The organism is Arthrobacter sp. AFG7.2, from assembly GCF_002892835.1.
GTDB lineage: Bacteria > Actinomycetota > Actinomycetes > Actinomycetales > Micrococcaceae > Arthrobacter.
Map to the genome: position 1 here is coordinate 15,056 of NZ_PJMB01000016.1, position 25,544 is coordinate 40,599.

The window sequence follows — 25,544 nt, forward strand, 5'->3', positions numbered from 1 at the left end:
GCTCCCTTGGGACAGGCCCAAAGCCTAGACTTACCCTATGCCCACCCCGAAGGCCCTGCGGCCCTTTGCCCATCGCGAGTACCGGGTACTGATAGCGGCGCTGGCCATCTCCATTTTCGGTTCCGGCATGTGGGCCGTGGCCATGGTCTACCAGGTGATCCATCTGGGTGGCGGTCCGCTCGAACTTTCCCTGGTGGCCGCCGCCGGCAGCGTGGGGCTGGTGGCGTTCGTCCTGGCCGGCGGGATTGCTGCGGACCGGATTCCCCAGCGAAGGCTGATCATCGCGGTGGAAGGAGCCAACCTGGCGGTGATCGCCACCGTGAGCGGGCTGGCCATGGCGGACCTGCTCCAGTTGTGGCACGTCGCGGCAGGTTCCTTTGTCCTCGGCGTCGGGGCTGCCTTCTTCTTCCCCGCCTATTCGGCGATACTGCCGCGCATCCTTCCCGCCCAGGACCTGCTGGCAGCAAACGGGATGGAAGGCTCCATGCGCCCCGTCCTCCAGCAGGCGGCCGGTCCGGCCGTGGCCGGGATGGTGGTGGCTGCCCTCTCGCCGTCGCACGCGGTCACGGCGGTGGCGGCATGCCACCTCCTGGCATTCATCGTGCTGAACTTCCTGGGCCAGCATGCATTGGCAGCTCCCGTGAACGGCGTGGGGAGCACCGGCGGCGGACCGGAAGACGGGGACGTCCGCAGGCAATCCTTCGTCCAGGACCTGCGTGAGGGAGTCGTCTACACCCTGCGCACCCCATGGCTGTTATGGACCCTTTTGTGGGCGTGCATCTCGGTGCTGTTCCTGATCGGCCCCATCGAGGTCCTGCTGCCATTTGTGGTGCGCGACCAGCTGGGCGGGGATGCCCGCATGTTCGGTTTCCTGCTGGCCGTGATGGGGGTGGGCGCCGCCCTGGGCTCGCTGCTGACGGCGTCCTTCCGGCTGCCGCGCCGCTACCTGACAGTGATGATGGTGTCCTGGGGTGCGGGCAGCCTGCCGCTGGCCGCCGTCGGCATCATGGACAATTTCTGGGCCATCGCCGCGGCGCTGTTCATTTTCGGCGCCACCGGCAGCGTGGGCATGGTGATCTGGGGCACGCTGCTGCAGCGCCGGGTTCCGCCACATCTGCTGGGCCGGGTGTCCAGCCTGGACTTCTTCGTCTCGCTCGCCCTGATGCCGGTCTCCATGGCTTTGGCCGGGCCGGCAGCCGAAGTCCTGCCCATCTGGCTGATCTTCCTGGTGGCCGGCGGCGTGTGCCCGGTCATGGCGGTGATCGCCATGGCTGTTGCGCGGATGCCCGACGACGAACTCGCCCACCCCCTGGACCATTCCCCGCAGGTGGAGCGCACCGGGGCCGGGGGCAGCTAGCCAGCGGCGCCCCCGGCGCCTACTCCTGGACGCGAACCACCGGGATGCTGGCCGTCGGATGTCCGCTGGGAAACACTGTCGGATCCGGTTGCAGCACCGGCTCCAGCGCCACCTTGACCGGTTCCGCGCCTACCGTGAGCTGCTCGCCGCGGACGTTCACCTCCAGGGCCTCCCCTTCGCGGAGGGTGAGCAGGATGGCGCCGGTCTCGAGTTCCACCAGCAGCAGGCGGCCCCGGATCTTGAGGTGGAAGGCGAGCCCGTCCCACTCCAGCGGCAGCCGGGGGTCGAAGTAAGGCACCGGGCCCTGGTCACGCAACCCGGCGAAACCGCAGACCAGGGAGCTCCACACTCCGCCGGTGGAGGCGATGTGCACGCCGTCGATGGTGTTGCCGTGCGTGTCATCCAGGTCGATGAACACGGCGTTCGTGAAGTGCTCCAGCGCTTCACGGGAGTACCCCACCTCCGCGGCCATGATGCCCTGGACACAGGCAGACAGTGTCGAGTCCCCGGTTGTCAGGGGGTCGTAGAAATCGAAGGCGCGGTGTTTTTCCTCGGCCGTGAAGTCCTGCCACTGCAGGAACATGGCCAGCACCGTGTCCGCCTGCTTGAGGACCTGGTGGCGGTAGATCACCAGCGGATGGAAGTGCAGGAGCAGCGGGTACTTGTCACGGGGCGTGGCCCAGTCCCACGGCTCCAGCGTCATGAAGTCATTGTCCTGCGAGTGGACCTGCATCCGGTCATCAAAGGGCAGCTGCATGCGGTTCGCGGCCGCCTCCCACAACTGCCGTTCCTCGTGGCTGATGCCGTCGTGCTCCAGCGCGGCCGCGGCACGCAGGTTGAAGCGCGCCATCACGTTGGTGTACAGGTTGTCGTTGACCACCGCGGTGTATTCATCCGGCCCGGTCACGCCGTGGATATGGAAGAGCCCGTCCTTGCCGAAGAAGCCCAGCGAGATCCACATGCGTGCTGTCTCAATCAGCAGTTCCGCGCCCATCCCGTCGCGGAAGCCGGTGTCTTCAGTGGCCCAGACATACCGGTTGGCAGCGAAGGCGATGGCGGCGGCAATGTGGAACTGCGCTGTACCCGCCGCGTAATAGGCACTGGCCTCCAGCCCGTTGATGGTGCGCCACGGGAACAGGGCGCCGTCCACGCTCAGCTCCTTGGCCCGGACCTTGGCGTCGGGAAGCATGCCGTGGCGGAACTCGAGGACCTGGCGGGCGCCGTCGGGATTGGTGTAGGTCAGGTAGGGCAGAAGGTAGACCTCCTGGTCCCAGAAATAATGGCCCTCATAACCGGAGCCCGTGACGCCCTTGGCGGGAATGCCGGCAACATCGGCGCGGGCTGTTGCCTGGGCAAGCTGGAAAAGGTTCCACCGGATGGCCTGCTGCAGCTCGGACTGGCCGTGGACCACAATGTCCGAGCTGGCCCAGTAGTCGCGGTAATGCGCTTCGCTCTCGGCAAAGATCTCGGCTACGGAACGGAGTCCTTCTTCCGCAGCCGCGGCAGGGTCAACAGACGGATCCTGGATTGCGGGGCCGGCCGCGTAACTGACGCTTTTTTCCAGGCGGAAGGGCTCGGCCGGCCCGACAGCGAGCACATACCGGACGCTGCTGTCGTCCTGGTCCACCAGCGTTTCGAAAGGCTGGTGGCCCGCGGATGTCCAGTGGTCCACGGCAACGCCCACCCGCTGCTTCGATTCGGCAGCTTCCCAGGCAAGACGGAGCGACCCGTCGCCGCCGTCGAGGCGCAGGGGCAGCAGGACGCGCCCGGCGTGCCGGCCTGCCCTGCGGGGATCGTGGACCGAGTGGTCCTCCACCGGCTGGTCCTGCCGGTTGATCAACGAGGAGGTGACGTCCACGGAAACATCACGGTCCGTGGCCACCTCGAGGGAAATGCCCAGGGCTCCGCGCGTAGCGAATCCGACGGCGCGCTGCTCGGTGGTGGTGACGACGGCGCCGGAGCGGCACTGCCAGGTGACACGGCACTCGTACACACCGGTGGAGAAGTCAACCGAGCGGCGGTAGTCCAGCACCTCCGATTCGGCAAGGCTCAGCGGCTCCCCGTCCAGGATGACGGTGAAGTTGTTGGCATCGGGGATGTAGAGAATGCGCTGGCCGGTGCGGGCAAAGCCGAAGGCGTTCTCCGCGTGCTTGATGTCCCAGATTTCGTGCAGCCCGTTAATGAAGCTGCCCGGCAGGTCGGCATCAGCGGCCGCCCAGTGGGCGCCCCGGATCCCCAGGTGCCCGTTGCCCAGAGCAAACAGGGTCTCCAGTGTCCCCTCGCTGCCCGGGTCGTGGCGGGTTTCCACGAGTTGCCAGGGTGTGTTGGGGAATCTTTCGCGGTCCGCGGAGATCAGAGCCATGGTGTTGGGGTCCTTGTGCGTGTGCTGCAGCTGTCATGGGCCGCTTTTGGGCTTGGCAGCTTGGGGGTGCTGCTTGCTAAGTAATTCGTTGGGTTGCGGTGCCGGGGTTGGGGTGCCGGCGGATGCGAAAGCTGTTAGAGGAGCTCGTCGAGGTCGTTGACCACAAGGGTGGCTCCGGCGTCGAGCAGGGTTTGCCGTCCGGCGCCCCGGTCCACGCCGATGACGGAGTGGAAGGACCCGGCGTCCCCTGCCTGGACGCCGGAGACGGCGTCCTCCACCACGACGCATTCGCGGCTCGGCAGATCCAGCAGCCGGGCAGCGTACTCATAGGTGGCAGGGCTCGGCTTGCCCGGCAGGCCTTCGCCGGCCGCCACCACGCCGTCCACCACCACGGGGAAGTGGGAACTGAGTCCCGCTGCCGCGAGCACTGCAGGTGCGTTGCGGGAGGAAGAGACGACGGCGACCTTCAGCCCACGCTCCAGCGCAGCTTCGAGGAAACGCACCGAGCCTTCGAAGGGCTCCACCCCGGCGCTCACGATGTCGTTGAAAATCCGGTTCTTTCGGTTTCCCAGGCCCTGCACGGTGGTGCTGGAGGGGTCATCGTCAATGGGACCCTCGGGAAGCACAATGCCGCGCGAGGCAAGGAAGTCGCGGACGCCGTCGAAGCGCGGCTTACCGTCGATGTGGTCGAAGTAGTCGCTTTCGCGGTAACCGGCCACATGCGGCTGTGACGCGAGGTAGCCCTCGAACAGTTCCTGCCATGCCTGCTCGTGGACGGTTGCCGTGGGGGTCAGCACCCCGTCCAGGTCGAAGAGAATGGCGGACGCACCTGCCCAGGCGGAGAGTTCGCCGGCTGCATGGTTTGTTGCCGTGGTTTCACTCATGGGGATGGGTTGTCCTTTCAGGACGGCAGGCAGCCTCGAAGGAGGAATGCTGTGGAGTGTGGAGGCGCCAATGCCCTGATGATCTGCCGGTGCGTGGTCGAATGCCTGCGGAGGAATGCGGCGGCCGCGACCCTGCTGATCGGTGTATCCCTCTAATCATGAGCACCTTACCGCCGCCAGACAAGCCCGGGAACGACCAATTCCCGCCTGCCGGGCAAAAAGTATCGGCCCGCCTACGGTTGCAGCACTCCGCTCCCACCGCGCCGATCTCCTTGTCCGCCCAGTTCAGTGCCCATATCAGGGCCGAGGACGAGTGTAAGCGCTTACAAATCCGATCAGCAACTGTTTTTTCTCCAGCCGCTAATGTGACGCACTTCTCACTTCTCCGGCAGCACCCGGCGTCAGCTTTTGGACGAACCGTCCGGCCTGAGAACGTAGTGGCGCAGGAAGACGCTCACATCCACCATCTCCGTCTTGGACATTGCATGCCCCATCCCGGGGTAGGTCCTGGCCGTGAGCAGGGTGTTCTGCTGAAGCCACTCCCCTGTGTAGGCGATGGCGTCCTCGTTGATCACCAGGTCCGCCTTGTCCCGCCCCCAGAAGAAGGGCGGCTTGGTGTCGAACGATTCCGTCAGGGACAACAGTTCGTTTTGGAGCACAAAGCCGGATAGCCCCACAACCGCTTCGTAATCCTTGGGGTGGAGCCGCAGCAGCGTGCTCGCCATCGCCATGCCCTGGGAGTAGCCCAGCAGGCTCACGCTGCTGTGCTGGGCCTTGACACTGTTGATCCACGCCTGCACCGCGCTCGTGGCCCTGATGACGTCGACGAAGTCATTGGCCAGGAAGTAGTCCAGCAGGAACCAGCCATAGTGGTCCCCAATGTCCATGGGGGCGCGCAGGGCCGCGCACGTGAATTCCGCCGGAAGGTACTCAAACAAACGGACCATGCGCGATTCATCAGTGCCATACCCGTGCATCATGACCAGCAGGGGCGTGCCCGCGCGCTCGCCTTCCGGCTTGGACCAAACGACTGTTTCCATCGAATCAGCCTAGCCAAGCGGCGGCGCCCACACGGCCAAGCCGTGCCGGCGGGGACGCGGCAGGACCACGGGCCCATAGGCCCCATCCTCCACAGTGGCACCAGCACAACGAAAGGGTTACACGCCACCCGGAAGCATTGAACACGGCAACGCGGCGCTGTAGCGTGACGATTAACGGACAGCATGCTTAGCAACCGTCAACGGGTTAAGACCAGGCCCGGCCCACAATCAAGGAGCAACTCCCATGAGAATCGGATCTTCCATCTTCCTCATCGCCCTCGGCGCCATTCTCGCCTGGGCGGTGGCCCCGGGCCTCATCCCCTTTGTGGACCAGGTACTCATCGGCTACATCCTCATTGCGGTAGGCGTCATTGGCCTCATCGCCTCGCTCATCCTCGCCTCCCCCGGCCGCACCAGGCGCGTGAGCGAAAGCCGCTCGGTGGTGGATCCGAATACAGGGGAACGCATTACCCGGAACGAAAGCCGCGACGGCGGACTGTAAAAACCTGGGGAAAGTCCCCGCCGGAATAATGGCTGGAGACACATGAACCCGACAAGCCGGGCCAGACCATTGCGGTGTGGCCCGGCTTTTTTGCTGCCGCCGGTGTAGGCATCCGATTTTGTTTCGTGTGGGTTTCCATTGACAAACCAACATAAGCAAAGATAAAGTCAAGTAACTCAACATCATGTGATGCCAGTCACGCACCCATCACCTGACCACAGCACCAACTGAACTTACGCAACGGAGGGTATGTGTTCGCCGAGGAGCGCCAACAAAAGATTGCCGAGCTTGTAGCCGGCAGTGGCCGGGTCAGCGTGACCCTCCTGGCCGAGCGCTTCCGCATCACCACCGAAACGGTCCGCAGGGATCTTGCCACCCTTGAGAACGCCGGAACAGTGCGCCGCGTGCACGGCGGGGCCGTGGCGGCAGACCGGTTCAGCACTACAGAGGAAAGCGTCACCGAACGCGCCATCCAGCGGCCTGACCAAAAGATCCGGATTGCAGAGGCCGCATTGGCCCTCATTCCACGGAACTCCGGGGGAAGCGTCCTGATCGACGGCGGCACCACCACTGAAGTCCTGGCTGACATGCTCTCCCGGCACGCCGCCGTCGAACCGTCCGACGGGAACGGGTTGCACCACGAACTGGTAGCCATCACGCACGCCGTTCCGATCGCCGGCAAGCTGTCCAACGTCCCCGGCATCGCCCTCGATGTCCTGGGTGGCCGGATACGCGGCATCACCCAGGTGGCTGTAGGGCAGGCAACGGTGGACGCCGCCGGCAGGCTCCGGCCGGACATCGCTTTCATCGGCACCAACGGAATCCACGCACGTTTTGGCCTGAGCACTCCCGATCCTGAAGAAGCCGCCGTCAAGGCGGCCTTCGTCCATTCGGCCCGCCGCATTGTGGTGCTGGCCGATTCCTCCAAGCTGGACACGGAAACCCTGGTCCAGTTCGCCTCTCTGAAAGATCTGGACACCTTGATTACAGACAGCCAGCCAGGCCCGGAACTCGCGGCCGCCCTGGAAGAAGCAGGCGTTGACGTGGTGATCGCATGATCGTCACGTTTACCGCCAACCCAAGCCTGGACCGGACAGTTGCACTCCCCGGCCCTTTGGAACGGGGCGAAGTACAGCGCGCCGTTTCCGTAAGCCAGGAGTCCGGCGGCAAGGGCGTTAACGTTTCGCGCGCCCTGGTTGCTTCCGGCCTGGAATCCATAGCGGTCCTTCCCGGCGCGGACAGTGACCCTGTCCTGGCCGGCTTGCGGGACATCGGGGTGCCCTTCGTATCGCTTCCCATCGATGAGCCGCTACGCACCAACGTTGCCCTCACCGAGCCCGGCGGGGTGACTACCAAGATCAACGAACCTGGTCCGCTCCTGGACGCCGGCCAGCAGGAGTCGCTGATCAAACTGCTGCTGGAAAGCTCCCGCGGAGCACGCTGGGTGGTCCTTGCCGGTTCGCTCCCGCCGGGTTTTCCAGCGGACTTCTACGCTACGGTATCCGGCCGGATCCGGGCGGCCGGAGACGGCCGCGCACCGCATATCGCCGTGGATTCTTCCGGACCGCCGCTCGCAGCGGCGATGTCCGGAGACGGTTCCGGGAAACCGGACCTCCTCAAGCCCAACGCCGAAGAACTGGCGGAACTGGCTGCAGCAGCCGGCTTTGCCACGGCCACCGCTGACGAACTGGAAGCGGATCCGGGGGCTGCCGCGGCAGCCGCCGCCGCCGTCGTGCGTTCGGGTGTGGGTGCTGTGCTGGCAACTCTCGGATCCAAGGGAGCTGTCCTGGTTACGGCCGACGGCGCGTGGCTGGCCACGCATCCGCCGGTCGCCGCAGTGAGCACGGTGGGCGCGGGCGATTCCGCACTGGCCGGCTATCTGCTCGCCCACAGCCAGGGCGCCGCCCCGGCTGATTGCCTGCGTCAGGCTGTGGCCCACGGTGCCGCAGCCGCCTCCCTGCCCGGTTCCACGGTTCCGGCAGTACACCAAACCACCCCGGATGCCGTAACCATCACGGCCCTTCGAAAGGATTGACAGTGACCCAGCTCATCACCACGGAACTGGTCGAGCTCGACCAGAACCTGGGCAACGCGCCCGAGGCGGTGATCCGGCACCTGGCAAGCAAGGTAGCTGCCGCCGGACGCGCAACAGAAGTTGAAGGCCTCTTCGCCGATGCCTACGCCCGCGAGCAGAAGACCGCCACCGGAATCCCCGGCGGCATCGCGATCCCGCACTGCCGCTCCGCTGCAGTCACGGAACCGACCCTTGCCATGGCCCGCCTCAACCCCAAGGTGGACTTCGGCGCCAAGGACGGTCCTGCGGACCTGATCTTCTTCATCGCAGCACCGGACGGAGCAGACCAGGCGCACCTGAAACTGCTCTCCAAGCTCGCCAGGTCCCTCATCAAGAAGGATTTCACCGCAGCCCTGCGCAACGCCTCTTCCAGGGAGGAGATCGTGGAGCTGGTGGACGGCGCCCTCGCTGACAAGCCTGCCGCCCACGCAGCACCGGCCGCGTCCGACTCAACCGCAGGAGCCGCTGCTGCCGCCGGGACCGGCACCCTTAACGCATCCGGCCAGTCCGGAGCTTCCGCAGTGTCCGGTTCCGGGGCGGCTGGCTCCGCCGCCGCTGGTCCCAGGCGCCTCGTGGCTGTCACTGCCTGCCCCACCGGCATCGCCCACACCTACATGGCAGCGGATTCCCTCGTCGCCGCAGCCCAGGAAGCCGGCGTTGACCTGCAGGTGGAAACCCAGGGTTCCTCAGGTGCCAAGCCGCTGGACCCGGCTGTCATCGCTGCAGCCGACGCCGTAATTTTTGCGGTGGACGTGGACGTGCGCGGCAAGGAGCGTTTCGCCGGGAAGCCCGTCATCAACGCACCCGTCAAGCGCGGCATCGATGAGCCCGCAAAGATGGTCCAGGAAGCGCTGGCCGCCGCGGACAACCCGAACGCCCGGCGCGTCCCGCACTTCGGTGCCGAGGAACAGGCCGAGCACGACGCCGATGAAAAGGGCGAGCACATCGGCCAAAAGCTGAAGCGTGCCCTGCTGACCGGCGTCAGCTACATGATCCCGTTCGTCGCCGGCGGCGGCCTGCTGATCGCACTGGGCTTCCTGCTGGGTGGCTACGACATCACCGATGTTGCGGACACCGTGGTTGTGGAAAACAACTTCGGCAACCTGCCCGAGGGCGGCCTGACCACTTACCTCGGTGCCGTGCTGTTCAAGATCGGCGCGCTGTCCATGGGATTCCTGGTCCCTGCATTGGCCGGCTACATCGCCTACGCCATTGCTGACCGGCCAGGCATTGCACCCGGTTTCGTCGCCGGCGCCGTCTCCGGTTTCATGGGTGCCGGCTTCCTCGGCGGCATCGTCGGCGGCCTGCTCGCGGGCTACATGGCCCACCTGATCGGGACCTGGCAGGTTCCGCGCTGGCTCCGCGGCCTGATGCCCGTGGTGATCATCCCGCTGCTTGCTTCCATCTTCGCCTCCGGCCTGATGTTCCTTGTCCTCGGCGGTCCCATTGCAGGCCTGACCCTGGCCCTCAACGACTGGCTGTCCGGTATGACCGGCGCATCCGCCGTCGTCCTGGGAATCATCCTCGGCCTGATGATGTGCTTCGACCTCGGCGGTCCGGTCAACAAGGTGGCTTACGCCTTCGCGGTAGCCGGCCTGAGCGCCGGCAGCGCCGACAACCAGGCGCCATGGCAGATCATGGCCACCGTCATGGCTGCGGGCATGGTCCCGCCGCTGGCCATGGCCCTGGCGACCGTCCTGGACAAGAAGCTCTTCAGCCTGGCCGAGCGTGAAAACGGCAAGGCCGCCTGGCTGCTGGGTGCGTCCTTCATCTCCGAAGGCGCCATCCCGTTCGCCGCAGCCGACCCGCTGCGCGTCATCCCCGCCAGCATGGTGGGCGGTGCCCTCACCGGCGCACTGACCATGGCCTTCAACGTCACGTCGCAGGCACCCCACGGCGGCCTTTTCGTCTTCTTCGCCATCGGCAACCTGCTGATGTTCGTCATCTCGATCATCGCCGGCACCATCGTCAGCGCGCTGGCCGTTGTGGCGCTGAAGCGCTGGGCAGCCCCCAAGACCGCTGATACCGTGGAGAGCGTTCCCGCCACGGTCTGACCGGCCACTCATTACTATCCGGCACTGGACCAACAGCAAGCCGAAAGACAAAGGAGCAACAATGCCAGAACGCACCGCAACCGTCGCCAGCCGAGTAGGCCTGCACGCCCGCCCCGCCGCCATCTTTGCCGAGGCAGCAGGCGAATACGACCTGGACATCACCATCGCCCGTGAAGGCGAACCCGCTGATGAGGCCATGGACGCTGCCAGCATCCTGTCCCTCATGAGCCTGGGCGCTTCCCACGGTGACGTGGTGGTCCTCCGGGCCGAGGGCAACGGCGCAGACGATGCGCTGAACCACCTGGTCCAGATCCTGGAAACGGATCACGACGCCGAGTAGCACCGCGCGCCCCAGCGGCCGCCGTCGGGCCTTCCCACTCCGGGAAACGTCCGACGGCGGCCGCTGCTTTTAAGTTCCTCCTGACCGAATCAGGTTGGGGCCTACTTTGCCTTCTTCGCCGTGAACAGCAGGTATTCCCATTCCATCTGGAAGGGCGTATCGCCGTGGGCGTCGCCGAAGGATTCAGCGAGCTCGGTGAGGGCCTTATCCAGGGCTTTGACCTTGTCCCCGTCCCCGGCAATGAACTTATACAGGGAGATGGTGGGGCCGTAGTGGGACTTGAAGTAGCGGACGAAGTCCTCTGGCTGGTGGAAGCTGCGGACGGCGAGCGTCTGCTTGCGGGAGTGGATATCCGAAATCCTGTCCCCCAGCAATTCACGGACGTGGTCCTCGCTCCCCCACAGCGGCGCGGGCTGGGCACCGGGTGGCGGCGGCGGGGCGAAGGGCTTCATGGTGGCGAACATCCTGCCGATGAACCCGTGCGGTGTCCAGCTGAGCAGTCCGATGGTGCCGCCGGGCCTGCAGACGCGAACCAGCTCATCCGCTGCGGCCTGGTGGTGGGGCGCGAACATGACGCCAAGGCAGGACATGACGACGTCGAAGCCGGCGTCATCGAAAGGCAGGGCCTCAGCGTCCCCCTCCTTCCAGTCGAGCTGGACCCCCCGGTTGGCAGCCTCGCGGCGGCCGGCTTCGAAAAGCTCAGGGGTAAGGTCGCTGGCCACTACCTTTGCGCCCATCATCGCCGCAGGGATAGCGGCGTTGCCTGAACCTGCGGCAACGTCCAGCACGCTGCTGCGGGAGGTGATGCCGCAGGCTTCAACCAGGATGGCGCCCAGTTCCAGGAGCATCTCGTCGGCGAGAGCCGGGTAGTCACCCGAGGCCCACATGGCCCGGTGCTTCTGCTTGAGCTCCCGGTCCGCCTCCACTGCTTGCGTCTGATCGTTCATGTCCGCGCCCCTCTCAGGTGGCAGGTCAGAGTGACTGGCAGCGCGCTGTTTGCCACAGCGGAGGCTGTGATGCGACTCATTGTGGACGCCCCGGCGCCGGCTGTAAAGGAGTCCGCGGTAAGGGACTCCCAAGGGGCGCGGCTACCAAAAGGCAAGCAAGCTTAGTAGTTTGATCACCATGGCATTGAGCACCGCCTCCGGCTCCCCAGGCCTGGCACCATTACGCCGGCTTGCGCGCCCTGGTGCCCGTTGCCTTCGCGGCCGTGGTTTTCGCAGCGGGCTTGTCGGCGGCCTTGGCAACTGCGGATTTAGCGGTACCCGATTTTGCTGCCGCGGACTTAGTCGCCGCGGTCTTGGTTCCGGACGACTTGGCTGTGCCGGTCTTTGCGGTTCCGGCCTTTGTACCCGTCGACTTCGCGGCGCTGGATTTGCCGGCAGTCCCCGTGCTTTCTTCGGCCGCGGCGGCCGTGGATTTGGCGGCGGTGGACCTCTCGCGGGCCGGCTTGGCGGCTCCTTCGTCGTCGCTGCCGGCCTCGTCACCGGAGTCCTTCCCCGAACTGCCGCCGGCGGCATCGGATCCGCCACGTTTCCGGTCGAGGCTGCGCTTCAGCGCCTCCATCAGGTCGATGACTTCGCCCTTGCCGCCCTCGCCCGCTTCCACGCCGAACGTTTCCTCGGTATCCAGCGATTCGCCCTGTTCCAGCTTGGCCTCGATGAGCTGGCGGAGCTGGACCTGGTAATCGTCCGTAAAGGAGGCTGGATCAAAATCCGCCGCCATGGACTCCACCAGGGCCGCGGACATGTCGCGTTCCTGGGCGCTGATCCGGACGTCAGCCTCCAGCGACGGGAAGTTCGCCTCCCGTACCTCGTCCGGCCAGAGGAGGGACTGGAGCACCAGAACGTCGTCCTTGATCCGCAACGCCCCGAGCCGCGTCTTTTCCCGCAGGGCGAACTGGACAATCGCCACCCTGTCCGTGTCCTCCAGCGCCCGGCGCAGCAGGACGTAGGCCTTCGGCGACTTGGAGTCCGGCTCCAGGTAGTAGCTCTTCTCGAACATCATGGGTTCCAGCTGCTCGGACGGGACGAACTGCACCACTTCAATTTCGTGGCTGTTCTCTGCCGGAATGGCCTTGAGCTCGTCCTTGGCCAGGATCACCGTCCTGCCGTCTTCCTCGTAGGCCTTCTCAATGTCCGAATAGTCGATGACCTGGCTGCAGACCTCGCACCGTCGCTGGTAGCGGATCCGGCCGCCGTCGGCATTGTGGACCTGGTGCAGACTGATGTCATGATCCTCAGTGGCGCTGTAGACCTTGACAGGAACGTTGACCAGGCCAAACGCGATGGCACCTTTCCAGATGGCTCTCATCCCTCAAGTCAACAGCACGCAGCGCCGGAGGTGAAGACCTGTGGCCGCGGCTAAAGAGCGTGTCCGGGTTGCCGGACGGGAACTGACGCTCACCAACCTGGACAAAATCATCTATCCGGAGACCGGCACCACCAAGGCGGACGTGCTGGCGTACTACGCCGCGGTGGGCCACGTCCTGATCCCCGCCGCAGCCAACCGCCCTGCCACCAGAAAACGGTGGGTGAACGGAGTCGGGACCGCGGAGAAGCCCGGCGAGGTGTTCTTCCAAAAAAACCTTGAAGATTCCGCACCGGGCTGGCTCCCGCGGGCAGCGATTACCCACAAGGACCGGACCATCCACTACCCGATGGTTGACGACGCTGCCACGCTGGCATGGTTCGGCCAGATCAACTCGCTGGAAGTCCATGTCCCCCAGTGGCAGGTGGATTCCCACGGCAACCAGCTGAATCCCGACCGGCTGGTGCTGGACCTGGACCCAGGGGAAGGCGCGGGCATCGAGGAGTGCGTGGAAGTGGCGCTGCTGGCCCGTGCCATCCTCGAGGACGTGGGAATGGAGCCGGTCCCCGTGACCAGCGGCAGCAAGGGCATCCACCTCTATGCCGCCCTGGACCGGAGCCAGACCTCCGAGCAGATCTCAGCGTTCGCCCGCGAACTCGCACGCGCCCTCGAAGCCGACCATCCCGACCTCGCCGTCAGCGACATGAAAAAGACCCTGCGCAAAGGCAAGGTGCTGGTGGACTGGAGCCAGAACAACGCAGCAAAGACCACCATCGTGCCGTATTCACTGCGCGGCCGGCCCACCCCCATGGTGGCGGCACCCCGGACCTGGGACGAGATCAGTTCCCCCGGGCTCGCGCACCTGGACTACAAGGCGGTGATGAAGCGGGTGCAGGAGGGCGCTGACCCGTTCGCCGCCGTCGTCAACGCCGGCGGCAACCCCCGCCTGGAAAAGTACCGCTCCATGCGCGATCCCAACGCCACGCCGGAACCCTTCAGCGGTGCCGCGGGCAGCGGTGACGCCTTTGTCATCCAGGAGCACCACGCCAGCCGGCTGCACTTCGACCTGCGCCTGGAACACGAGGGCGTCCTGGTGTCCTGGGCCCTGCCCAAGGGCGTTCCGGAATCCGGCGGCAAGAACCACCTGGCTGTGCAGACCGAGGACCACCCCATGGACTACCTCACCTTCCACGGGACCATCCCCAAAGGGGAGTACGGCGCCGGCGAAATGACCATCTGGGACCACGGCACCTACGAGCTGCACAAGTGGATCAACGGCAGGGAGGTCATCGTTACCCTGAAGGGTTCCGACGGCGGCGGCCTGGGCGGGACCAGGAAGTTCGCGCTGATCCATACCGGCCGCGGCCAGGGCAGGGAATCCGAAGGGCAATGGCTGATCCATCTTATGGAACCCGAGCGGCACGGCGGCCGGCGGCATGCGCCGGACGGCGGCGAGCCGGAAGAGCCGGAAGAGCCGGAAGAGGCGCCGGCTCCAGCGCGGCACAGGCAGCCGGCACAGGAAAAGCAGCACGGCGAGGCGCCGGACGAAGGCGTTGGGGAACCAACCCATCACGACGCCGGAACGTCAGCTGATGACACAGCAGGACTTTCCGACGTGGCGCCGGAGGACTACCGGCCCATGATGGCCACGCTGGGTGACGCAGCCGACCTGCAGGGCAGTAACTGGCAGTTCGAACTCAAGTGGGACGGTGTGCGGGCGATCCTGGCGGCCGATGAAGAATCAGTGCGGATCTTCAGCCGCAACGGCAACGACGTCACCGGGACCTACCCCGAATTTGCAGACCGGAACTGCTGGCCACCCCAGCCGTTCGTTGCGGACGGCGAAATCTTCTCGGTGGGCCCGTCGGGCAGGCCTGATTTCGGGCTGCTCCAAGGACGGATGAAGCTCACCCGGCCCGCCGATGTCGCAAGGGCGCGGACTGCCATCCCCGTACAACTGATGCTGTTCGACCTGCTGCACGAGGGCGGGAAGGACCTCCGAAGGCTGCCGCTCGCCAAGCGCCGGCAACGGCTGGAGGCCTTCTTCACGCCGTCCGGCTGCCCCGCCGGGCTGTCCCCCGTGTTGAAGGAGCGGGTGGAGGACATCCTCGAAAGCGCCCGGGAGCTGGGCCTGGAAGGGGTGATGGCCAAGCGGACGGACAGCCGCTACGTGAGCGGGCAGCGGACCCGTACCTGGATCAAGCTGAAAGTGGAGCAGACACAGGAAGTGGTTGTGGGCGGCTGGCGGCCCGGCAAAGGCGGCCGCCAGGACACTGTCGGATCTTTACTGGTGGGCATCCCGGACGGCACAAAGCTGCAGTACGCAGGGCGCGTCGGCAGCGGGTTCAGCGGAAGGGAACTGGCCGAACTGCGGCAAACGGTCGAGCGCCTGGCCCGGAAGACCTCGCCGTTCCTCGACGTCCCGCGTCCGGACGCTGCCGATGCGAACTGGGTGGCACCGCAGCTGGTGGGCGAGGTGACCTACAGCGAGTGGACCGGAACGGGGCGCTTGCGGCACCCGGTGTGGCGGGGCTGGAGGTTGGACAAGGACCCTGCGGAGGTAGTCCGGGAGGGGTGATCTGCTGCGCGACGCGCAAATTCCGCTGGGACAAGGAAAGAGCTGGCGACACCGGTACTCCAGGGCCGCCAGCTCTTTTGCACGTCGGCAGGTTCTATCTGCGTCGGCAGAAGGTGGCCCCGGCTATGAGGAGTGGGGCATTTGCGGCCGGCTGGTGCGATGAATCGCGGTCACGGCAGCTCCCTGGCCCATCTGGCCGTGGGACATGCCGCGTTCCTTCGGGTGCCGCCGCTTTCCGTTGCCGTCCGGCCATGACCGCTGGCCGCCGGCTCCCAACGGGGAAAGCGGGGCTGCTGCGCCTGGCAGGTCCGGGGTATCCATGGCCGCTGCGAGGTGGTCTGCAACCTCGGGGGTGATGGAGGGTTCATGTTTGTGCTCAGCCATTTGTTCTTCCTTTCCACGGTGAAACGAGAGCCGCGGGCCTGGGCCTGCAGGCCAGGGGCAGCTGGAGGTGCCAGGGACTTCTGGGGGTTTCGGAGTCTGCCGTTACCGGCGTCCGTTGAACGGGGAGATCCGTGTTCTGCGGCAAAGAGTCCAGGCCGCAGGTGCGCCTACAAGAAAGAGTGTGTTCCCATGGCATAACCATAGGCATCACGGGTGCGCCTGTGAACCCCTCCGGCGGCGCAGGGCGCAACCAGTGTGCATATAAGGGTCACAACAAACAGGTACGACGGCGGCTTCCACGGCGGCGTGGAAAGTTCCGGGACAGCGTGGGCGGCGTCACTTTTCCCGGCAGATCCTGGCGAAAATCGGGCTGAAGGCGGCCCTGGCAGAAAAATGTTGGGCATCATGGGGCGGCATCCCTGTGCTTCCCAGTAACGGCGCGGGAAAAGCCGGGAAAAGATTTTTCCGATTTCGGCTCATCATGCCCTCAAAAGGTGCGATCCTACGGCATGAATCGCTAATGCGCCATGGTTTTCGCGTAAAATTGAAGGCCTGCCCGGAGCGGGGCAGCTACACGTCGCAAGCAAATGACCTCCACAGGAGTTGCCCAAATGCCCACAGACCGAAGCAGGACCGACTCTTCCGCAGGCCTTAACAGCGCTTCCGGAACCAACCATGCTGCACCACCCGGCACCCCGTCGCCGGCTGTTTCCAGGCACCCCCGGAAACCGAAAATACTGGGGCGCCGCCGGCTCAAGGAGTCGGACGTCAACGTCGTGAACCAACCCATGCTGAAGAGGGCCCTCGGCGGAACCATCGTGGGCAACACCATGGAATGGTACGACGTCGGCGTCTTCGGCTACCTCATCACCACCATGGGCCCGGTCTTCCTGCCGGAATCCGATCCCACCACCCAGACGCTGTTCCTGCTGGGTACTTTTGCCGCAACGTTCATTGCCCGCCCCCTGGGCGGTGTGATCTTCGGCTGGATGGGCGACAAGATGGGCCGCCAGAAGATCCTCGCCGCCACCCTGATGCTGATGGCCGCCAGCACCTTCGCTATCGGGCTCCTGCCCGGCTACGCCCAGATCGGACTGTGGGCTGCCGGCCTGCTGGTGCTGCTCAAGATCGTCCAGGGCTTTTCCACCGGCGGCGAATACGCCGGCGCCACCACCTTCGTCAGCGAGTACGCCCCGGACAAGCGCCGCGGGTACTTCGCCAGCTTCCTTGATATGGGCAGCTACTTCGGTTTCGCCCTTGGCGCGGCCCTCGTGTCGGTGCTGCAACTGACCCTCGGGCAGTCGGCCATGGAGGAGTGGGGCTGGCGCATCCCGTTCCTTATCGCCGGCCCGCTGGGCCTGATCGCCGTATACTTCCGGAGCAAAATTGAGGAATCCCCGCAGTTCCAGGCAACCATGGACGCCCAGGAGGAGCTCGCCAAGCACGCTGCCGGCAGTGACGCTGCCGCCGTCAAGGGACCGGTTGGAATTGTGAAGGCCTACTGGCGCTCCATCATCGTTGCCATGGTCCTGGTGGCTGCCGCCAACACGGCCGGCTACGCACTGACGTCCTACATGCCCACCTACCTGACAGAGTCGAAGGGCTACGATCCGGTGCACGGCACCCTGCTGACCATCCCCGTGCTGGTGGTCATGAGCCTGTGCATCCCGCTGACCGGCAAACTGTCCGACAAGATCGGCCGCAGGCCCGTCCTGTGGATCGGCGCAGTCAGCACCGTGGTCCTGGCAACCCCGGCGTTCATGCTGATTGGCATTGGCGAGATCTGGTCAACCCTGGCCGGCCTGGCGCTGATCGCCTTCCCGGTGACGTTCTACGTTGCCAACCTTGCGTCCGCGCTCCCGGCACAGTTCCCTACCTCCAGCCGGTACGGCGCCATGGGAATCGCCTACAACTTCTCCGTGGCGATCTTTGGCGGCACGACGCCGTTCATCGTGGCAGCCCTCATCGGGGCTACCGGCAATGACATGATGCCGGCCTATTACCTGATGGGAACCTCGCTGGCGGGTGCTGTGGCCATCTACTTCCTGAAGGAGTCCGCCCAGCGCCCGCTGCCCGGATCCATGCCGAGCGTAGACACCCAGGCCGAGGCCCGGGAGCTTGTAGCCACGCAGGATGAGAACCCGCTGATTGACCTGGACGAACTTCCGTTTGATACCCAGGACGTCACGGACTCGCGCGATGACGGAAAGGTCCCCGCCGGCGTCTAGCGCTTCCCACACCGGGCACGTTGTGCAGCCCACGCTCAGAAGGCCCGTCCGGCGTGTTTCCTTGGGGGAAGCACGCCGGGCGGGCCTTTGGCCTGCCAGTCACAATGACGTTCCAAGTCCTGCGGTTGCGGACGGAAATGACCGGCCGGACCACGCGGTGGTAACTTCCAGAAGGCCAGTACGGGAAGCAGCAGGAGGTGTGGGCATGGAACGCGTCCTCCTGCAGGTACGCGCGCTCCACCGGCTGGAGCCCGCCAACAATGACCACCTCGCCGCGCTGCGCGTGGCCCTGAGCGTGGCAGTACCATCGCTCCTCCTCCTGGCCGCGGGCCGCACAGACCTCATCATTTACGCCGTGTTCGGCGCCCTCACGGGCATGTACGGACGCTCAGAGCCGCACCAGCTCCGCCTTCGGCACCAGTCCCAGGCCGCCGTCGTCCTGCTGGGTGGCGTGGCGGTGGGTGTGTTCCTGTCCGTCAACCACCTTCACTCGTGGTGGCTTGTGGGAGTGGAGGCGCTCCTGGCCGGCGCCGGCTCAGTTTTCGCGGACCGCGTGCGACTCAAGCCCAACGGGCCCTTCTTTGGGATCCTCGCACTGGGCGCCTGCGCGTCGGTACCCACCGTTGTTCCGTGGCAGGTGGCCCTGCTCATCGCCGCCGGATCCGCGGCCTTCTCGATGCTGGTGGGTTTCGGCGGCTGGATCCGCCGCAGGTCCTGGCAGCCCGGTGCGGTCCGTGCGGTTCCCGCCGCAACCCCGGCAGGGCACCGGGAAGTGCTGGTGCACGCCACCCGCTACGTCCTGGCTGTGGGTGCCGCCGGTGCCGTGGGTGTCCTGACAGGCAGCGGCCACCCCCACTGGGCCATGGCAGCTGCTGCCGTGCCCCTGGCCGGGGCCGACCTGCCCAGCAGCGTCCGGCGCGGCATCCACCGCATCGTGGGAACGTTCGTGGGGCTGGCGGTCACTGCCGTCGTCATTCTTCCCGCCCCGTGGTCCCTGGCCGGCCTGTACCCGCACCGGCAGGCAGTGGTACTCGCGCTCCTGGTGATCCTGTTCCAGTTCACCACCGAGCTGTACATGACCCGGCACTACGGCCTGGCCATGGTGTCCTTTACTCCGGTGATCCTGCTGATGACCCAGCTGGCCGATCCGATCGATCCCGCGGTCCTGATCCTCGAGCGCGGCATCGAGACCCTGGTGGGCGCACTGGTGGGGATTGCTGTGGTGGTGGCTGTCCGGCGGTCAGGAACCCGGACACCGTCAGCACTACTGGGGCTTGGGCCGCTGCTTCGGCTTCCGCGAAGGCCCCGCCACTAGCCTCGCCGGCGCCACCCGCGCCACGGCCGCCACCACCTTGTAGCGCTTGGAGGGGATGGAAACGGCCTTGCCCCCCGCGTTGTCCGCCAACCCCTCACGCACTACGCGCCCGGCACGCAGCCAGGCCCACGACGGCGCCACCGACTTGTCCATCCCCATCCGGTCGTGGAACTCCGTATGGGTGAAGCCGGGGCAGACGGCAGTGACTTTGATGCCCTGCTTTCCGTACGCGAGGTTGGCCCAGCGGCTGAAGCTCACCAGCCAGGCCTTCGCCGCGGAGTAGGTGCCGCGCGGCAGGAAAGCGGCGATGCTGGCCACGTTGATGATCCTGCCCTCGCGCCTTTCCAGCATGCCCTTCAGTGCGGCATGGGTCAGCTCCATGGCCGTCTCCCCATGCAGTTTCAGGTGCTTCTTTTCCTCCGCGATGTGGTTGTCCTCAAAGTTGTGCAGCAAACCGATCCCGGCGTTGTTCACCAGGATGCCCACCGGCCGCTGCGCATCGGACAGGCGTCCGACGACGGCAGCCACGCCTGCGTCGTCCGTCAGGTCGGCGGGCAGCACCTCGGCCGTGATCCCGTAACGCCGTTCCAGGCTTACCGCAGTTTCCTCGAGGCGGGACCGGTTCCGTGCCACCAGCACCAGGTCACAGCCCTGGGCTGCCAGCTGGCGCGCGAACTCAGCGCCCAGGCCCGCGCTGGCACCGGTGATCAGGGCTGTTGTTGCCGGGGATTCTGCAGTCATGATGCAAGCCTAGCCACCTGTGAGGACGGTGTGACAAGACGGCGGGACGTGCTGAGGCTAGGGTTGGCGTACCAGCAGCCAGTGGCTGCACGATTCATCGGGGGAAAGCATGGAGCAGGGACAAACAGGCGCAATCGGATTTCGGGAAGTGGACCGAAACGGGAACGCTGTCAGCACGGAGGACAGTGCGGTAACGGCGGAAGAACCGGGCCGGCGGAAAGCTCTTTCGGTCAACCCGTTCATCGCGGCTTTGTGGCTGCTGTCAGCCCTCCTGATCGGCGGCGGAGCGTGGGTCTTTCTTAACGCCAACGCGATGGTGGGTCCGTCGGCCGGCGGGATGCCCACATCCTTCCTGGTTTTTACCTTTGCGCCTTACGCGATCTTCGCCGGACTCGCTGCCCTGATCTGCCTGCTGCTCTGGCATGCCCTGCAGTGGCAGCGCGGGCACAGGTAGGACGCCAGGAAGACTCAGGTCCCGGACGGCCACGGCCGTTGCGCGGCGAGGCGGCGGCTGTGCCCCGGGCCACAACCGATTTGCCCGAACATTAGTAAGCATGCTTAGCTATTGCGGTAATGAAACCTCCGCAAGCAGTTCGCGGCGGGGCTGCCAACGCCGGCGGCTCCGTGAAGAAGCCCAAGGATGACCATCATGACCACCGCTACAAACAGCCAGCTTACGGTGCCCTTCGAGCCGGACGCGCCAACAGACGTGTCCTTGGACTCCACCTTTGCCGCAGACCTGGGCCTGCTCCTCACGCTCAACACCCGCACGCACTGCCGCGCTCCCATGCAGCTCGTGGACCCGGAAGAACTGCCCGTCCGGCTGCCCGTTTATGTTGATGGCACCAACGCCGCCCCGGTTGCCGTCAGCGCCCTTCCGGAGCACGTGGAAACCTACCGGTGCGCGTGCGGATTTACCATCGACGCCCCCGTCCTCAGCGAACACGCCCTCGCCAGCTGACCGCCAGGGCAGGGACCTGGCAGCAGGCCCCTGCCGCCACCCCTAGCGTGCCGGGACCTGCGCGGCTCCGGCCCTCGCCAGCGCCACCGCCTGGCGGGTATCTTCCCGCACCAGATCCGCATTAATGGCGGCGGCGGCCTTCAAACCGGCAGCTGCCGCTGTCATTACCTGCGCCGAGACGTCCGTGGCATTTCCGGCTGCCCATACTCCCGGGCAGGATGTGAGCCCGGATTCGTCAGTAGCCAGCCGTGTCCCCGGCCCTTGTTCCAGGCCTTCCGGTTCCAGCCCGAGGGCCTGGAGCATGTTGGCCTTGCTGACCGCGGCGGGGCTGACGGCCAGCACCTCCAGCGGCAGCGCTGATCCGTCGTCGAGCATGACACCGGTGAGCCTGTCGTCCTGGACCACCAGGCCGCGGACCCTGCCATCCACCACCTGGACGTTCCGTGCATCCAGCTGCTCGGCCTCCCCGGGGCTGAGGGTCACGGTGCCGTTGAGCAGGAGGGTCACGTCCTGGCTCCATTGCCGGAAAGTCAGGGCCTGAAGGACGGCATGCGCATCAGCTGCCAGCACCCCCAGGCTCTGGTTCCGGACCTCCCAGCCGTGGCAGTAAGGGCAGTACAACACGTCCCGGCCCCAGCGTTCGGCCACTCCCGGCAGGTCCGGAAGCTCATCCGCGATGCCCGCCGCGATCAGCAGCCGCCTGGCCGTGCACGTGGAGCCGTCGTCGAGTGAGAGCACGAAGGTGTCGCCCTCCCGGCGGGCCGATCTCACGAAGCCGGTGAGCGCCTCGCCACCGAACGACAGCAGCTCGTCCCTTCCGGCGCCCAGGAGCTCCTGGGGACGCACACCCTCCCTGCTCAGGAAACCGTGGACCCCTTCCGCCTGCAGGTTTCGTTGCCGGCCGGCGTCGATTACCACCACGGACCGTAAGGCCCGGGCAAGGGCAACGCCTGCACTCAGCCCGGCCGGTCCCCCACCGATCACGGCAACGTCGAACAATTGATCTTGGCGATTCATCCAGGATTCCTTCCCCGGTGCGCGCTGTCCCCGCGCAGGGCGCGCATGTAACTGCGAGCGCCCACTGCAAGACCGCGCTCAGGAAAGGTACCCGGCGGAACCGCACAATAACGGCCAGTCCGGATCCCGGAAGGGGATGTTTTGCTGCTTACCGGAGCAGCGTGGGGCTCTAGGCTCCCGAACCGTTCGTGGCCGGTGCGTCCGGCCAGTCAACGAACTGCCCGTACCCCTCGTGCTTGCGAAGGTAACCGGCGATGAACGGGCAGTGCGGCACGATGCGTTTGCCTGTGGCCACGACGTCGTCAAGGGCGAAATGCGCCAGCACCTTGCCCAGGCCCTTGCCCTCAAAGTCCTTCCCGGTCTCTGTGTGGGTGAAGTCGATGTGGCCGGGCAGGTCCCGGTAGAAGGATTGGACAGCCAGCGTGCCGCCCACATGCAGCTCATAACGGTGCTGCCCATCGTTGCGCCGCAGCGTTACATCAGGAGTGAACGTATCCTCGGTGGACATCATGTTCTCGGTCATGGTTCGACACTGGCACTACTTCACTCCGGTGGCAATGCCCCCGGATACCCCTTCGCCTTGACGGGTACAGGGAAGCCGCCAGGAGCTAGACAGCGAGGGCAATCAGGCCAAGCACGACGGCGAGCAGCGGCAGCAGCCCCTGGGTTGCGGCCGCCCTGAGGTACTTGCGCCCTGTCAGGGCAAGGACAACTGCGGCGAGCAGCATGGAGCCACAGCAGCTGAAGATCAGGGTCCAGCCTGCAACAGCCTGCGCTGATCCCTCCGCTCCCCAGGCCACGCAGCCGACGCCGATGAACGCACCGAGCGCCAGGAACAGGTTGTAGAACCCCTGGTTGTAGGCCAGCGGCCTGGTGGTCTCGGCGTCAGCCTGGGATGCCACGCCAAAGCGCTTCCAGGTGGCCGGCCTGGTCCAGGTGAGGGACTCCATAATGAAGATGTAGACGTGGAGCGCGGCTGCCAGGAAGGCAAAAACAAGGAAGGCCAGGATCATTCACTGATCCTAGCCTCCCTGATCCCTGCCGCGGTCAGCGCGTGAGCGTGGCCAGGGTGAGGGCTGCGAAGCCACGGGCGGAACTGTTCCAGTGGCCCAGCAGCCCCTGCAGGTTTTCACCATCAGCCCGGTGGCCGGGCAGCTCTTCCTGGAGGGTGGCCAGCACGCCGGTCCTCAGCTCGGTGTTGAAGTTGACCTTGCCAACGTTCATGGCCGCAGCCTTCACCAGCTCCTCCTCGGGAATTCCGGAGGCACCGTGAAGCACCAGCGGTATGTGCGTCCGCACGGCGATATCCTGCAGGACATCCCAGCGCAGCCGGGGCTCCCCCTTGTACTTCCCGTGGACATTTCCGACGGCGACCGCCAGCAGTTGCGCACCGGTCCGGGACACGAAGTCCTCCACCAGGGCCGAATCCGTCAACCCGGCCACGGCGGCACCGGACTGGTCGGCACCAAAGGCGCGGTCCTCGTCGCCGGCGAGGCCGCCGAGCTCCGCTTCCAGCACGACGTCGGGGCCCAGCAGCGCGCGGGCCGCAACAACCAGGGCGATGTTGTCCTCGTAAGGAAGGGACGAACCATCAGCGAGGACGGAATCCGCCCCGGCGGCAACGGCGTCGGCCATCACCTGAAGGTCCGATGCGTGGTCAAGCTGCACGGCGACCGGCACTGAGGCTGCGTCCGCGAGGCCACGCAGCGCTGCGATGAGGCGCAACCCGTTGGGGGTGGAAGCGGTCTTCGGGGCCACCAGGAGAATGACGCCGCGGCCGGACTCCTCTGCAGCACCCACCACGGCCAGTGCTGTAGCGAAGTCGTAGCAGGTGAAGGCAGGAACTGCGGAACCGTGCTGGAGGGCAGTGGTGACAAGGTGGTCGAGTCGGGTGCGCATCAGACGCCCAGGCCGCCAACCAGGAGCCAGACCAGGAAAGTCAGCGCGAAGCCCGCCAGGCCAAGGATGGTCGTGAGGACAGTCCAGGTCTTCAGGCCGTCGGCCACGGACAATCCAAGGTACCGGGTGACGATCCAGAAGCCGGAGTCGTTCACGTGGCTGAGGCCGAAGGCGCCGAAGCCAATGGCAATGAGGATAAGCGCAGTCTGGATGGGTGAGAATCCGCCGTCGGCAACGGATGCCGCCAGCAGCCCGGCAGTGGTGATGATGGCAACGGTGGCGGAACCCTGGGAAGCGCGCAGGATGGCGGCGAGGACGAAGGCCATCACGATGACGGGAAGTCCGGCCGTCTGCAGGCCTTCAGCGAGGGCCTTGCCGATGCCGGAGACGGTGAGGACCTTGCCGAAAACGCCGCCGGCGCCGGTCACCAGGATGACGATCGCGGTGGGGGCCAAGGCGGAATCCATGACTTCACCGGTGTGCTGGGAGGACCAGCCGCGGCGGATGCCCAGGAAGTAGTACGCCAGGCCCAGTGCGGTGAGGAGGGCAATGAGCGGTGCGCCCACGAAGGCGGCGAGCTGCGCGGGGAAGGAATCCTTGGGCAGGATGACTGCACCTACGGTGCCAACCATGATCATCAGGATGGGAAGGACGATGAGCGTGATGATCATGGCCGGGCTTGGCGCGGTCTTGACCTCGTTTTTGACGGCGACGGCGGAAGTACCCTGCGCCGCTTCCTGCTCAACCTGGGAAGTGCCGGTACCAAAAAGGCGGAACTGCTCGGCGGTGGCGGGCAGCATGGTGAAGTCGCGGCGGTTGAGCCTGCGGGCAACAAAGTAGCCGAGGACGCCAACGGGGATGCAGAGGACCAGGCCAAGGATGGTAGTCCAGCCGATGTCCGCACCGAGGATTCCGGCACCGCCCACGACGCCGGGATGCGGGGGGACAACAACGTGGATGGCCAGCATGATTGCACCGACGGGGAGGCCGATCTTGACCGGGTTGACCCCGGCGGCCTTCGCAAATCCGTAGATGATGGGGATGAGGATGATGAATCCGACGTCAAAGAAGACAGGTATGGCCAGCAGGAACGCTGCAGCGGTGAGCGCGGCGATGACCCTGCGCGGGCCAAGCAGCTGGGTGAATTTCCCGGCGAGCGACTGTGCGCCGCCGGAAATTTCGATCATCTTGCCCAGCATGGCGCCGAGGCCCACCAGGATGGCCACGGACCCGAGGGTGCCGCCCATGCCCTCGGTCACGGTCTTGATGATGTCCGGCAGCGGGATGCCTGCCACCAGCGCAACAGCGACGCTGACCACCAGAAGGGCGAGGAAGGCCGGGATTTTGAACTTGATGACGGCCACCAGCAGCAGGGCGACGCCTGCCGCTGCTATGGCCAGGAGAGCTAGTGCGCTCATCGTGTGTCTCCTTTGACATCGCCAGTTAAGACTAGCGAGCTTAATTTTCGGGGGAACGCTGGGAGGTACGACGGCGGCGG

The 25,544-nt window shown here is 65.8% G+C and carries 23 protein-coding genes; 11 read left to right on the forward strand and 12 right to left on the reverse strand.

The window, feature by feature from the left end; all coding sequences use genetic code 11:
• Positions 1 to 37 precede the first annotated feature (37 nt).
• Positions 38 to 1,357: an MFS transporter gene (locus CXX84_RS18595; protein WP_102978208.1), complete on the forward strand. Its 1,320-nt coding sequence runs from the start codon at positions 38 to 40 to the stop codon at positions 1,355 to 1,357.
• A gap of 19 nt (positions 1,358 to 1,376) precedes the next feature.
• Here the strand turns inward: CXX84_RS18595 and CXX84_RS18600 are convergent, their stop codons facing one another.
• The 3 genes from CXX84_RS18600 to CXX84_RS18610 all read right to left on the reverse strand — a co-directional run bounded on the left by CXX84_RS18600 (position 1,377) and on the right by CXX84_RS18610 (position 5,643).
• Complete coding sequence (locus CXX84_RS18600) at positions 1,377 to 3,719, reverse strand: glycoside hydrolase family 65 protein (protein WP_102978209.1); 2,343 nt, start codon at positions 3,717 to 3,719, stop codon at positions 1,377 to 1,379.
• Positions 3,720 to 3,853: 134 nt separating this feature from the next.
• A complete protein-coding gene (locus tag CXX84_RS18605; protein WP_102978210.1) occupies positions 3,854 to 4,603 on the reverse strand; it encodes an HAD family hydrolase in 750 nt (249 codons plus the stop codon).
• Positions 4,604 to 5,004: 401 nt separating this feature from the next.
• Entirely contained in the window at positions 5,005 to 5,643 is a 639-nt protein-coding gene (locus CXX84_RS18610) for an alpha/beta hydrolase (RefSeq protein WP_102978211.1), read from the reverse strand.
• A gap of 244 nt (positions 5,644 to 5,887) precedes the next feature.
• Here CXX84_RS18610 and CXX84_RS18615 point away from each other — a divergent pair, with 244 nt between their 5' ends.
• The 5 genes from CXX84_RS18615 (at position 5,888) to CXX84_RS18635 (ending at position 10,613) form a co-directional block, all read left to right on the forward strand.
• Positions 5,888 to 6,145 (forward strand): DUF6458 family protein, encoded by a 258-nt coding sequence (locus CXX84_RS18615; protein ID WP_102978212.1) that lies wholly within the window; start codon positions 5,888 to 5,890, stop codon positions 6,143 to 6,145.
• A gap of 251 nt (positions 6,146 to 6,396) precedes the next feature.
• A complete protein-coding gene (locus CXX84_RS18620; RefSeq protein WP_102978213.1) occupies positions 6,397 to 7,203 on the forward strand; it encodes a DeoR/GlpR family DNA-binding transcription regulator in 807 nt (268 codons plus the stop codon).
• Positions 7,200 to 8,180: a 1-phosphofructokinase family hexose kinase gene (locus CXX84_RS18625; protein WP_102978214.1), complete on the forward strand. Its 981-nt coding sequence runs from the start codon at positions 7,200 to 7,202 to the stop codon at positions 8,178 to 8,180. Before CXX84_RS18620 ends, CXX84_RS18625 begins: the two co-directional genes overlap by 4 nt.
• A gap of 2 nt (positions 8,181 to 8,182) precedes the next feature.
• On the forward strand, positions 8,183 to 10,273 hold the full coding sequence (locus CXX84_RS18630; RefSeq protein WP_102978215.1) for a fructose-specific PTS transporter subunit EIIC: 2,091 nt from the start codon (positions 8,183 to 8,185) through the stop codon (positions 10,271 to 10,273).
• Positions 10,274 to 10,334: 61 nt separating this feature from the next.
• On the forward strand, positions 10,335 to 10,613 hold the full coding sequence (locus tag CXX84_RS18635) for an HPr family phosphocarrier protein (protein ID WP_102978216.1): 279 nt from the start codon (positions 10,335 to 10,337) through the stop codon (positions 10,611 to 10,613).
• A 101-nt stretch (positions 10,614 to 10,714) separates the two neighbouring features.
• On the opposite strand, the gene CXX84_RS18640 is transcribed toward CXX84_RS18635, so the two are convergent.
• Positions 10,715 to 11,560, reverse strand: coding sequence for a class I SAM-dependent methyltransferase (locus tag CXX84_RS18640; protein WP_102978217.1), 846 nt, complete (start codon positions 11,558 to 11,560; stop codon positions 10,715 to 10,717).
• Between the two features lie 220 nt (positions 11,561 to 11,780).
• The gene (locus CXX84_RS18645; RefSeq protein ID WP_102978218.1) at positions 11,781 to 12,926 is read right to left on the reverse strand and encodes a Ku protein; all 1,146 of its coding nucleotides are present in this window, start codon (positions 12,924 to 12,926) and stop codon (positions 11,781 to 11,783) included.
• A 40-nt stretch (positions 12,927 to 12,966) separates the two neighbouring features.
• On the opposite strand from CXX84_RS18645, the gene CXX84_RS18650 reads away from it, so the two are divergent.
• Positions 12,967 to 15,501, forward strand: a complete 2,535-nt coding sequence (locus CXX84_RS18650; RefSeq protein WP_102978219.1) for an ATP-dependent DNA ligase — start codon at positions 12,967 to 12,969, stop codon at positions 15,499 to 15,501.
• Between the two features lie 123 nt (positions 15,502 to 15,624).
• Here the strand turns inward: CXX84_RS18650 and CXX84_RS18655 are convergent, their stop codons facing one another.
• A complete protein-coding gene (locus CXX84_RS18655) occupies positions 15,625 to 15,885 on the reverse strand; it encodes a hypothetical protein (RefSeq protein WP_102978220.1) in 261 nt (86 codons plus the stop codon).
• A gap of 611 nt (positions 15,886 to 16,496) precedes the next feature.
• Here CXX84_RS18655 and CXX84_RS18660 point away from each other — a divergent pair.
• Together CXX84_RS18660 and CXX84_RS18665 are read left to right on the forward strand one after the other, a co-directional pair.
• Positions 16,497 to 18,113: an MFS transporter gene (locus tag CXX84_RS18660; protein ID WP_102978221.1), complete on the forward strand. Its 1,617-nt coding sequence runs from the start codon at positions 16,497 to 16,499 to the stop codon at positions 18,111 to 18,113.
• Positions 18,114 to 18,318: 205 nt separating this feature from the next.
• Complete coding sequence (locus CXX84_RS18665; protein WP_102978222.1) at positions 18,319 to 19,428, forward strand: FUSC family protein; 1,110 nt, start codon at positions 18,319 to 18,321, stop codon at positions 19,426 to 19,428.
• Here the strand turns inward: CXX84_RS18665 and CXX84_RS18670 are convergent.
• Positions 19,378 to 20,169 (reverse strand): SDR family NAD(P)-dependent oxidoreductase, encoded by a 792-nt coding sequence (locus CXX84_RS18670; RefSeq protein WP_102978223.1) that lies wholly within the window; start codon positions 20,167 to 20,169, stop codon positions 19,378 to 19,380. The genes CXX84_RS18665 and CXX84_RS18670 overlap by 51 nt on opposite strands.
• A 148-nt stretch (positions 20,170 to 20,317) precedes the next feature.
• Here CXX84_RS18670 and CXX84_RS18675 point away from each other — a divergent pair, with 148 nt between their 5' ends.
• A complete protein-coding gene (locus tag CXX84_RS18675; protein ID WP_102978224.1) occupies positions 20,318 to 20,623 on the forward strand; it encodes a hypothetical protein in 306 nt (101 codons plus the stop codon).
• A 195-nt stretch (positions 20,624 to 20,818) separates the two neighbouring features.
• The gene (locus CXX84_RS18680; protein WP_102978239.1) at positions 20,819 to 21,130 is read left to right on the forward strand and encodes a hypothetical protein; all 312 of its coding nucleotides are present in this window, start codon (positions 20,819 to 20,821) and stop codon (positions 21,128 to 21,130) included.
• Positions 21,131 to 21,172: 42 nt separating this feature from the next.
• Here CXX84_RS18680 and CXX84_RS18685 read toward each other — a convergent pair whose 3' ends face one another.
• From CXX84_RS18685 to CXX84_RS18705, 5 genes are all read right to left on the reverse strand, one after another.
• Positions 21,173 to 22,147 carry an NAD(P)/FAD-dependent oxidoreductase gene (locus CXX84_RS18685; protein WP_102978225.1) on the reverse strand — a complete coding sequence of 325 codons (975 nt, stop codon included), beginning with the start codon at positions 22,145 to 22,147 and terminating at the stop codon, positions 21,173 to 21,175.
• 169 nt (positions 22,148 to 22,316) lie between these two features.
• Positions 22,317 to 22,670 carry a GNAT family N-acetyltransferase gene (locus CXX84_RS18690; RefSeq protein ID WP_102978226.1) on the reverse strand — a complete coding sequence of 118 codons (354 nt, stop codon included), beginning with the start codon at positions 22,668 to 22,670 and terminating at the stop codon, positions 22,317 to 22,319.
• Between the two features lie 85 nt (positions 22,671 to 22,755).
• On the reverse strand, positions 22,756 to 23,160 hold the full coding sequence (locus CXX84_RS18695; RefSeq protein ID WP_102978227.1) for a DUF1304 domain-containing protein: 405 nt from the start codon (positions 23,158 to 23,160) through the stop codon (positions 22,756 to 22,758).
• 34 nt (positions 23,161 to 23,194) lie between these two features.
• On the reverse strand, positions 23,195 to 24,046 hold the full coding sequence (locus CXX84_RS18700; RefSeq protein ID WP_102978228.1) for a class II fructose-bisphosphate aldolase: 852 nt from the start codon (positions 24,044 to 24,046) through the stop codon (positions 23,195 to 23,197).
• Entirely contained in the window at positions 24,046 to 25,464 is a 1,419-nt protein-coding gene (locus CXX84_RS18705; protein ID WP_102978229.1) for a GntP family transporter, read from the reverse strand. The genes CXX84_RS18700 and CXX84_RS18705 overlap by 1 nt, the downstream gene beginning before the upstream one ends.
• Positions 25,465 to 25,544: the final 80 nt, after the last annotated feature.

Excerpts from the sequence above, each read along its gene's own strand:
- CXX84_RS18595 (WP_102978208.1), top strand. The coding sequence starts at position 38 with ATGCCCACCCCGAAGGCCCTGCGGCCCTTTGCCCATCGCGAGTACCGG.
- CXX84_RS18600 (WP_102978209.1), bottom strand. The coding sequence starts at position 3,719 with ATGGCTCTGATCTCCGCGGACCGCGAAAGATTCCCCAACACACCCTGG.
- CXX84_RS18605 (WP_102978210.1), bottom strand. The coding sequence starts at position 4,603 with ATGAGTGAAACCACGGCAACAAACCATGCAGCCGGCGAACTCTCCGCC.
- CXX84_RS18610 (WP_102978211.1), bottom strand. The coding sequence starts at position 5,643 with ATGGAAACAGTCGTTTGGTCCAAGCCGGAAGGCGAGCGCGCGGGCACG.
- CXX84_RS18615 (WP_102978212.1), top strand. The coding sequence starts at position 5,888 with ATGAGAATCGGATCTTCCATCTTCCTCATCGCCCTCGGCGCCATTCTC.
- CXX84_RS18625 (WP_102978214.1), top strand. The coding sequence starts at position 7,200 with ATGATCGTCACGTTTACCGCCAACCCAAGCCTGGACCGGACAGTTGCA.
- CXX84_RS18635 (WP_102978216.1), top strand. The coding sequence starts at position 10,335 with ATGCCAGAACGCACCGCAACCGTCGCCAGCCGAGTAGGCCTGCACGCC.
- CXX84_RS18640 (WP_102978217.1), bottom strand. The coding sequence starts at position 11,560 with ATGAACGATCAGACGCAAGCAGTGGAGGCGGACCGGGAGCTCAAGCAG.
- CXX84_RS18645 (WP_102978218.1), bottom strand. The coding sequence starts at position 12,926 with ATGAGAGCCATCTGGAAAGGTGCCATCGCGTTTGGCCTGGTCAACGTT.
- CXX84_RS18655 (WP_102978220.1), bottom strand. The coding sequence starts at position 15,885 with ATGGCTGAGCACAAACATGAACCCTCCATCACCCCCGAGGTTGCAGAC.
- CXX84_RS18660 (WP_102978221.1), top strand. The coding sequence starts at position 16,497 with ATGCCCACAGACCGAAGCAGGACCGACTCTTCCGCAGGCCTTAACAGC.
- CXX84_RS18665 (WP_102978222.1), top strand. The coding sequence starts at position 18,319 with ATGGAACGCGTCCTCCTGCAGGTACGCGCGCTCCACCGGCTGGAGCCC.
- CXX84_RS18670 (WP_102978223.1), bottom strand. The coding sequence starts at position 20,169 with ATGACTGCAGAATCCCCGGCAACAACAGCCCTGATCACCGGTGCCAGC.
- CXX84_RS18680 (WP_102978239.1), top strand. The coding sequence starts at position 20,819 with ATGACCACCGCTACAAACAGCCAGCTTACGGTGCCCTTCGAGCCGGAC.
- CXX84_RS18685 (WP_102978225.1), bottom strand. The coding sequence starts at position 22,147 with ATGAATCGCCAAGATCAATTGTTCGACGTTGCCGTGATCGGTGGGGGA.
- CXX84_RS18690 (WP_102978226.1), bottom strand. The coding sequence starts at position 22,670 with ATGACCGAGAACATGATGTCCACCGAGGATACGTTCACTCCTGATGTA.
- CXX84_RS18695 (WP_102978227.1), bottom strand. The coding sequence starts at position 23,160 with ATGATCCTGGCCTTCCTTGTTTTTGCCTTCCTGGCAGCCGCGCTCCAC.
- CXX84_RS18700 (WP_102978228.1), bottom strand. The coding sequence starts at position 24,046 with ATGCGCACCCGACTCGACCACCTTGTCACCACTGCCCTCCAGCACGGT.
- CXX84_RS18705 (WP_102978229.1), bottom strand. The coding sequence starts at position 25,464 with ATGAGCGCACTAGCTCTCCTGGCCATAGCAGCGGCAGGCGTCGCCCTG.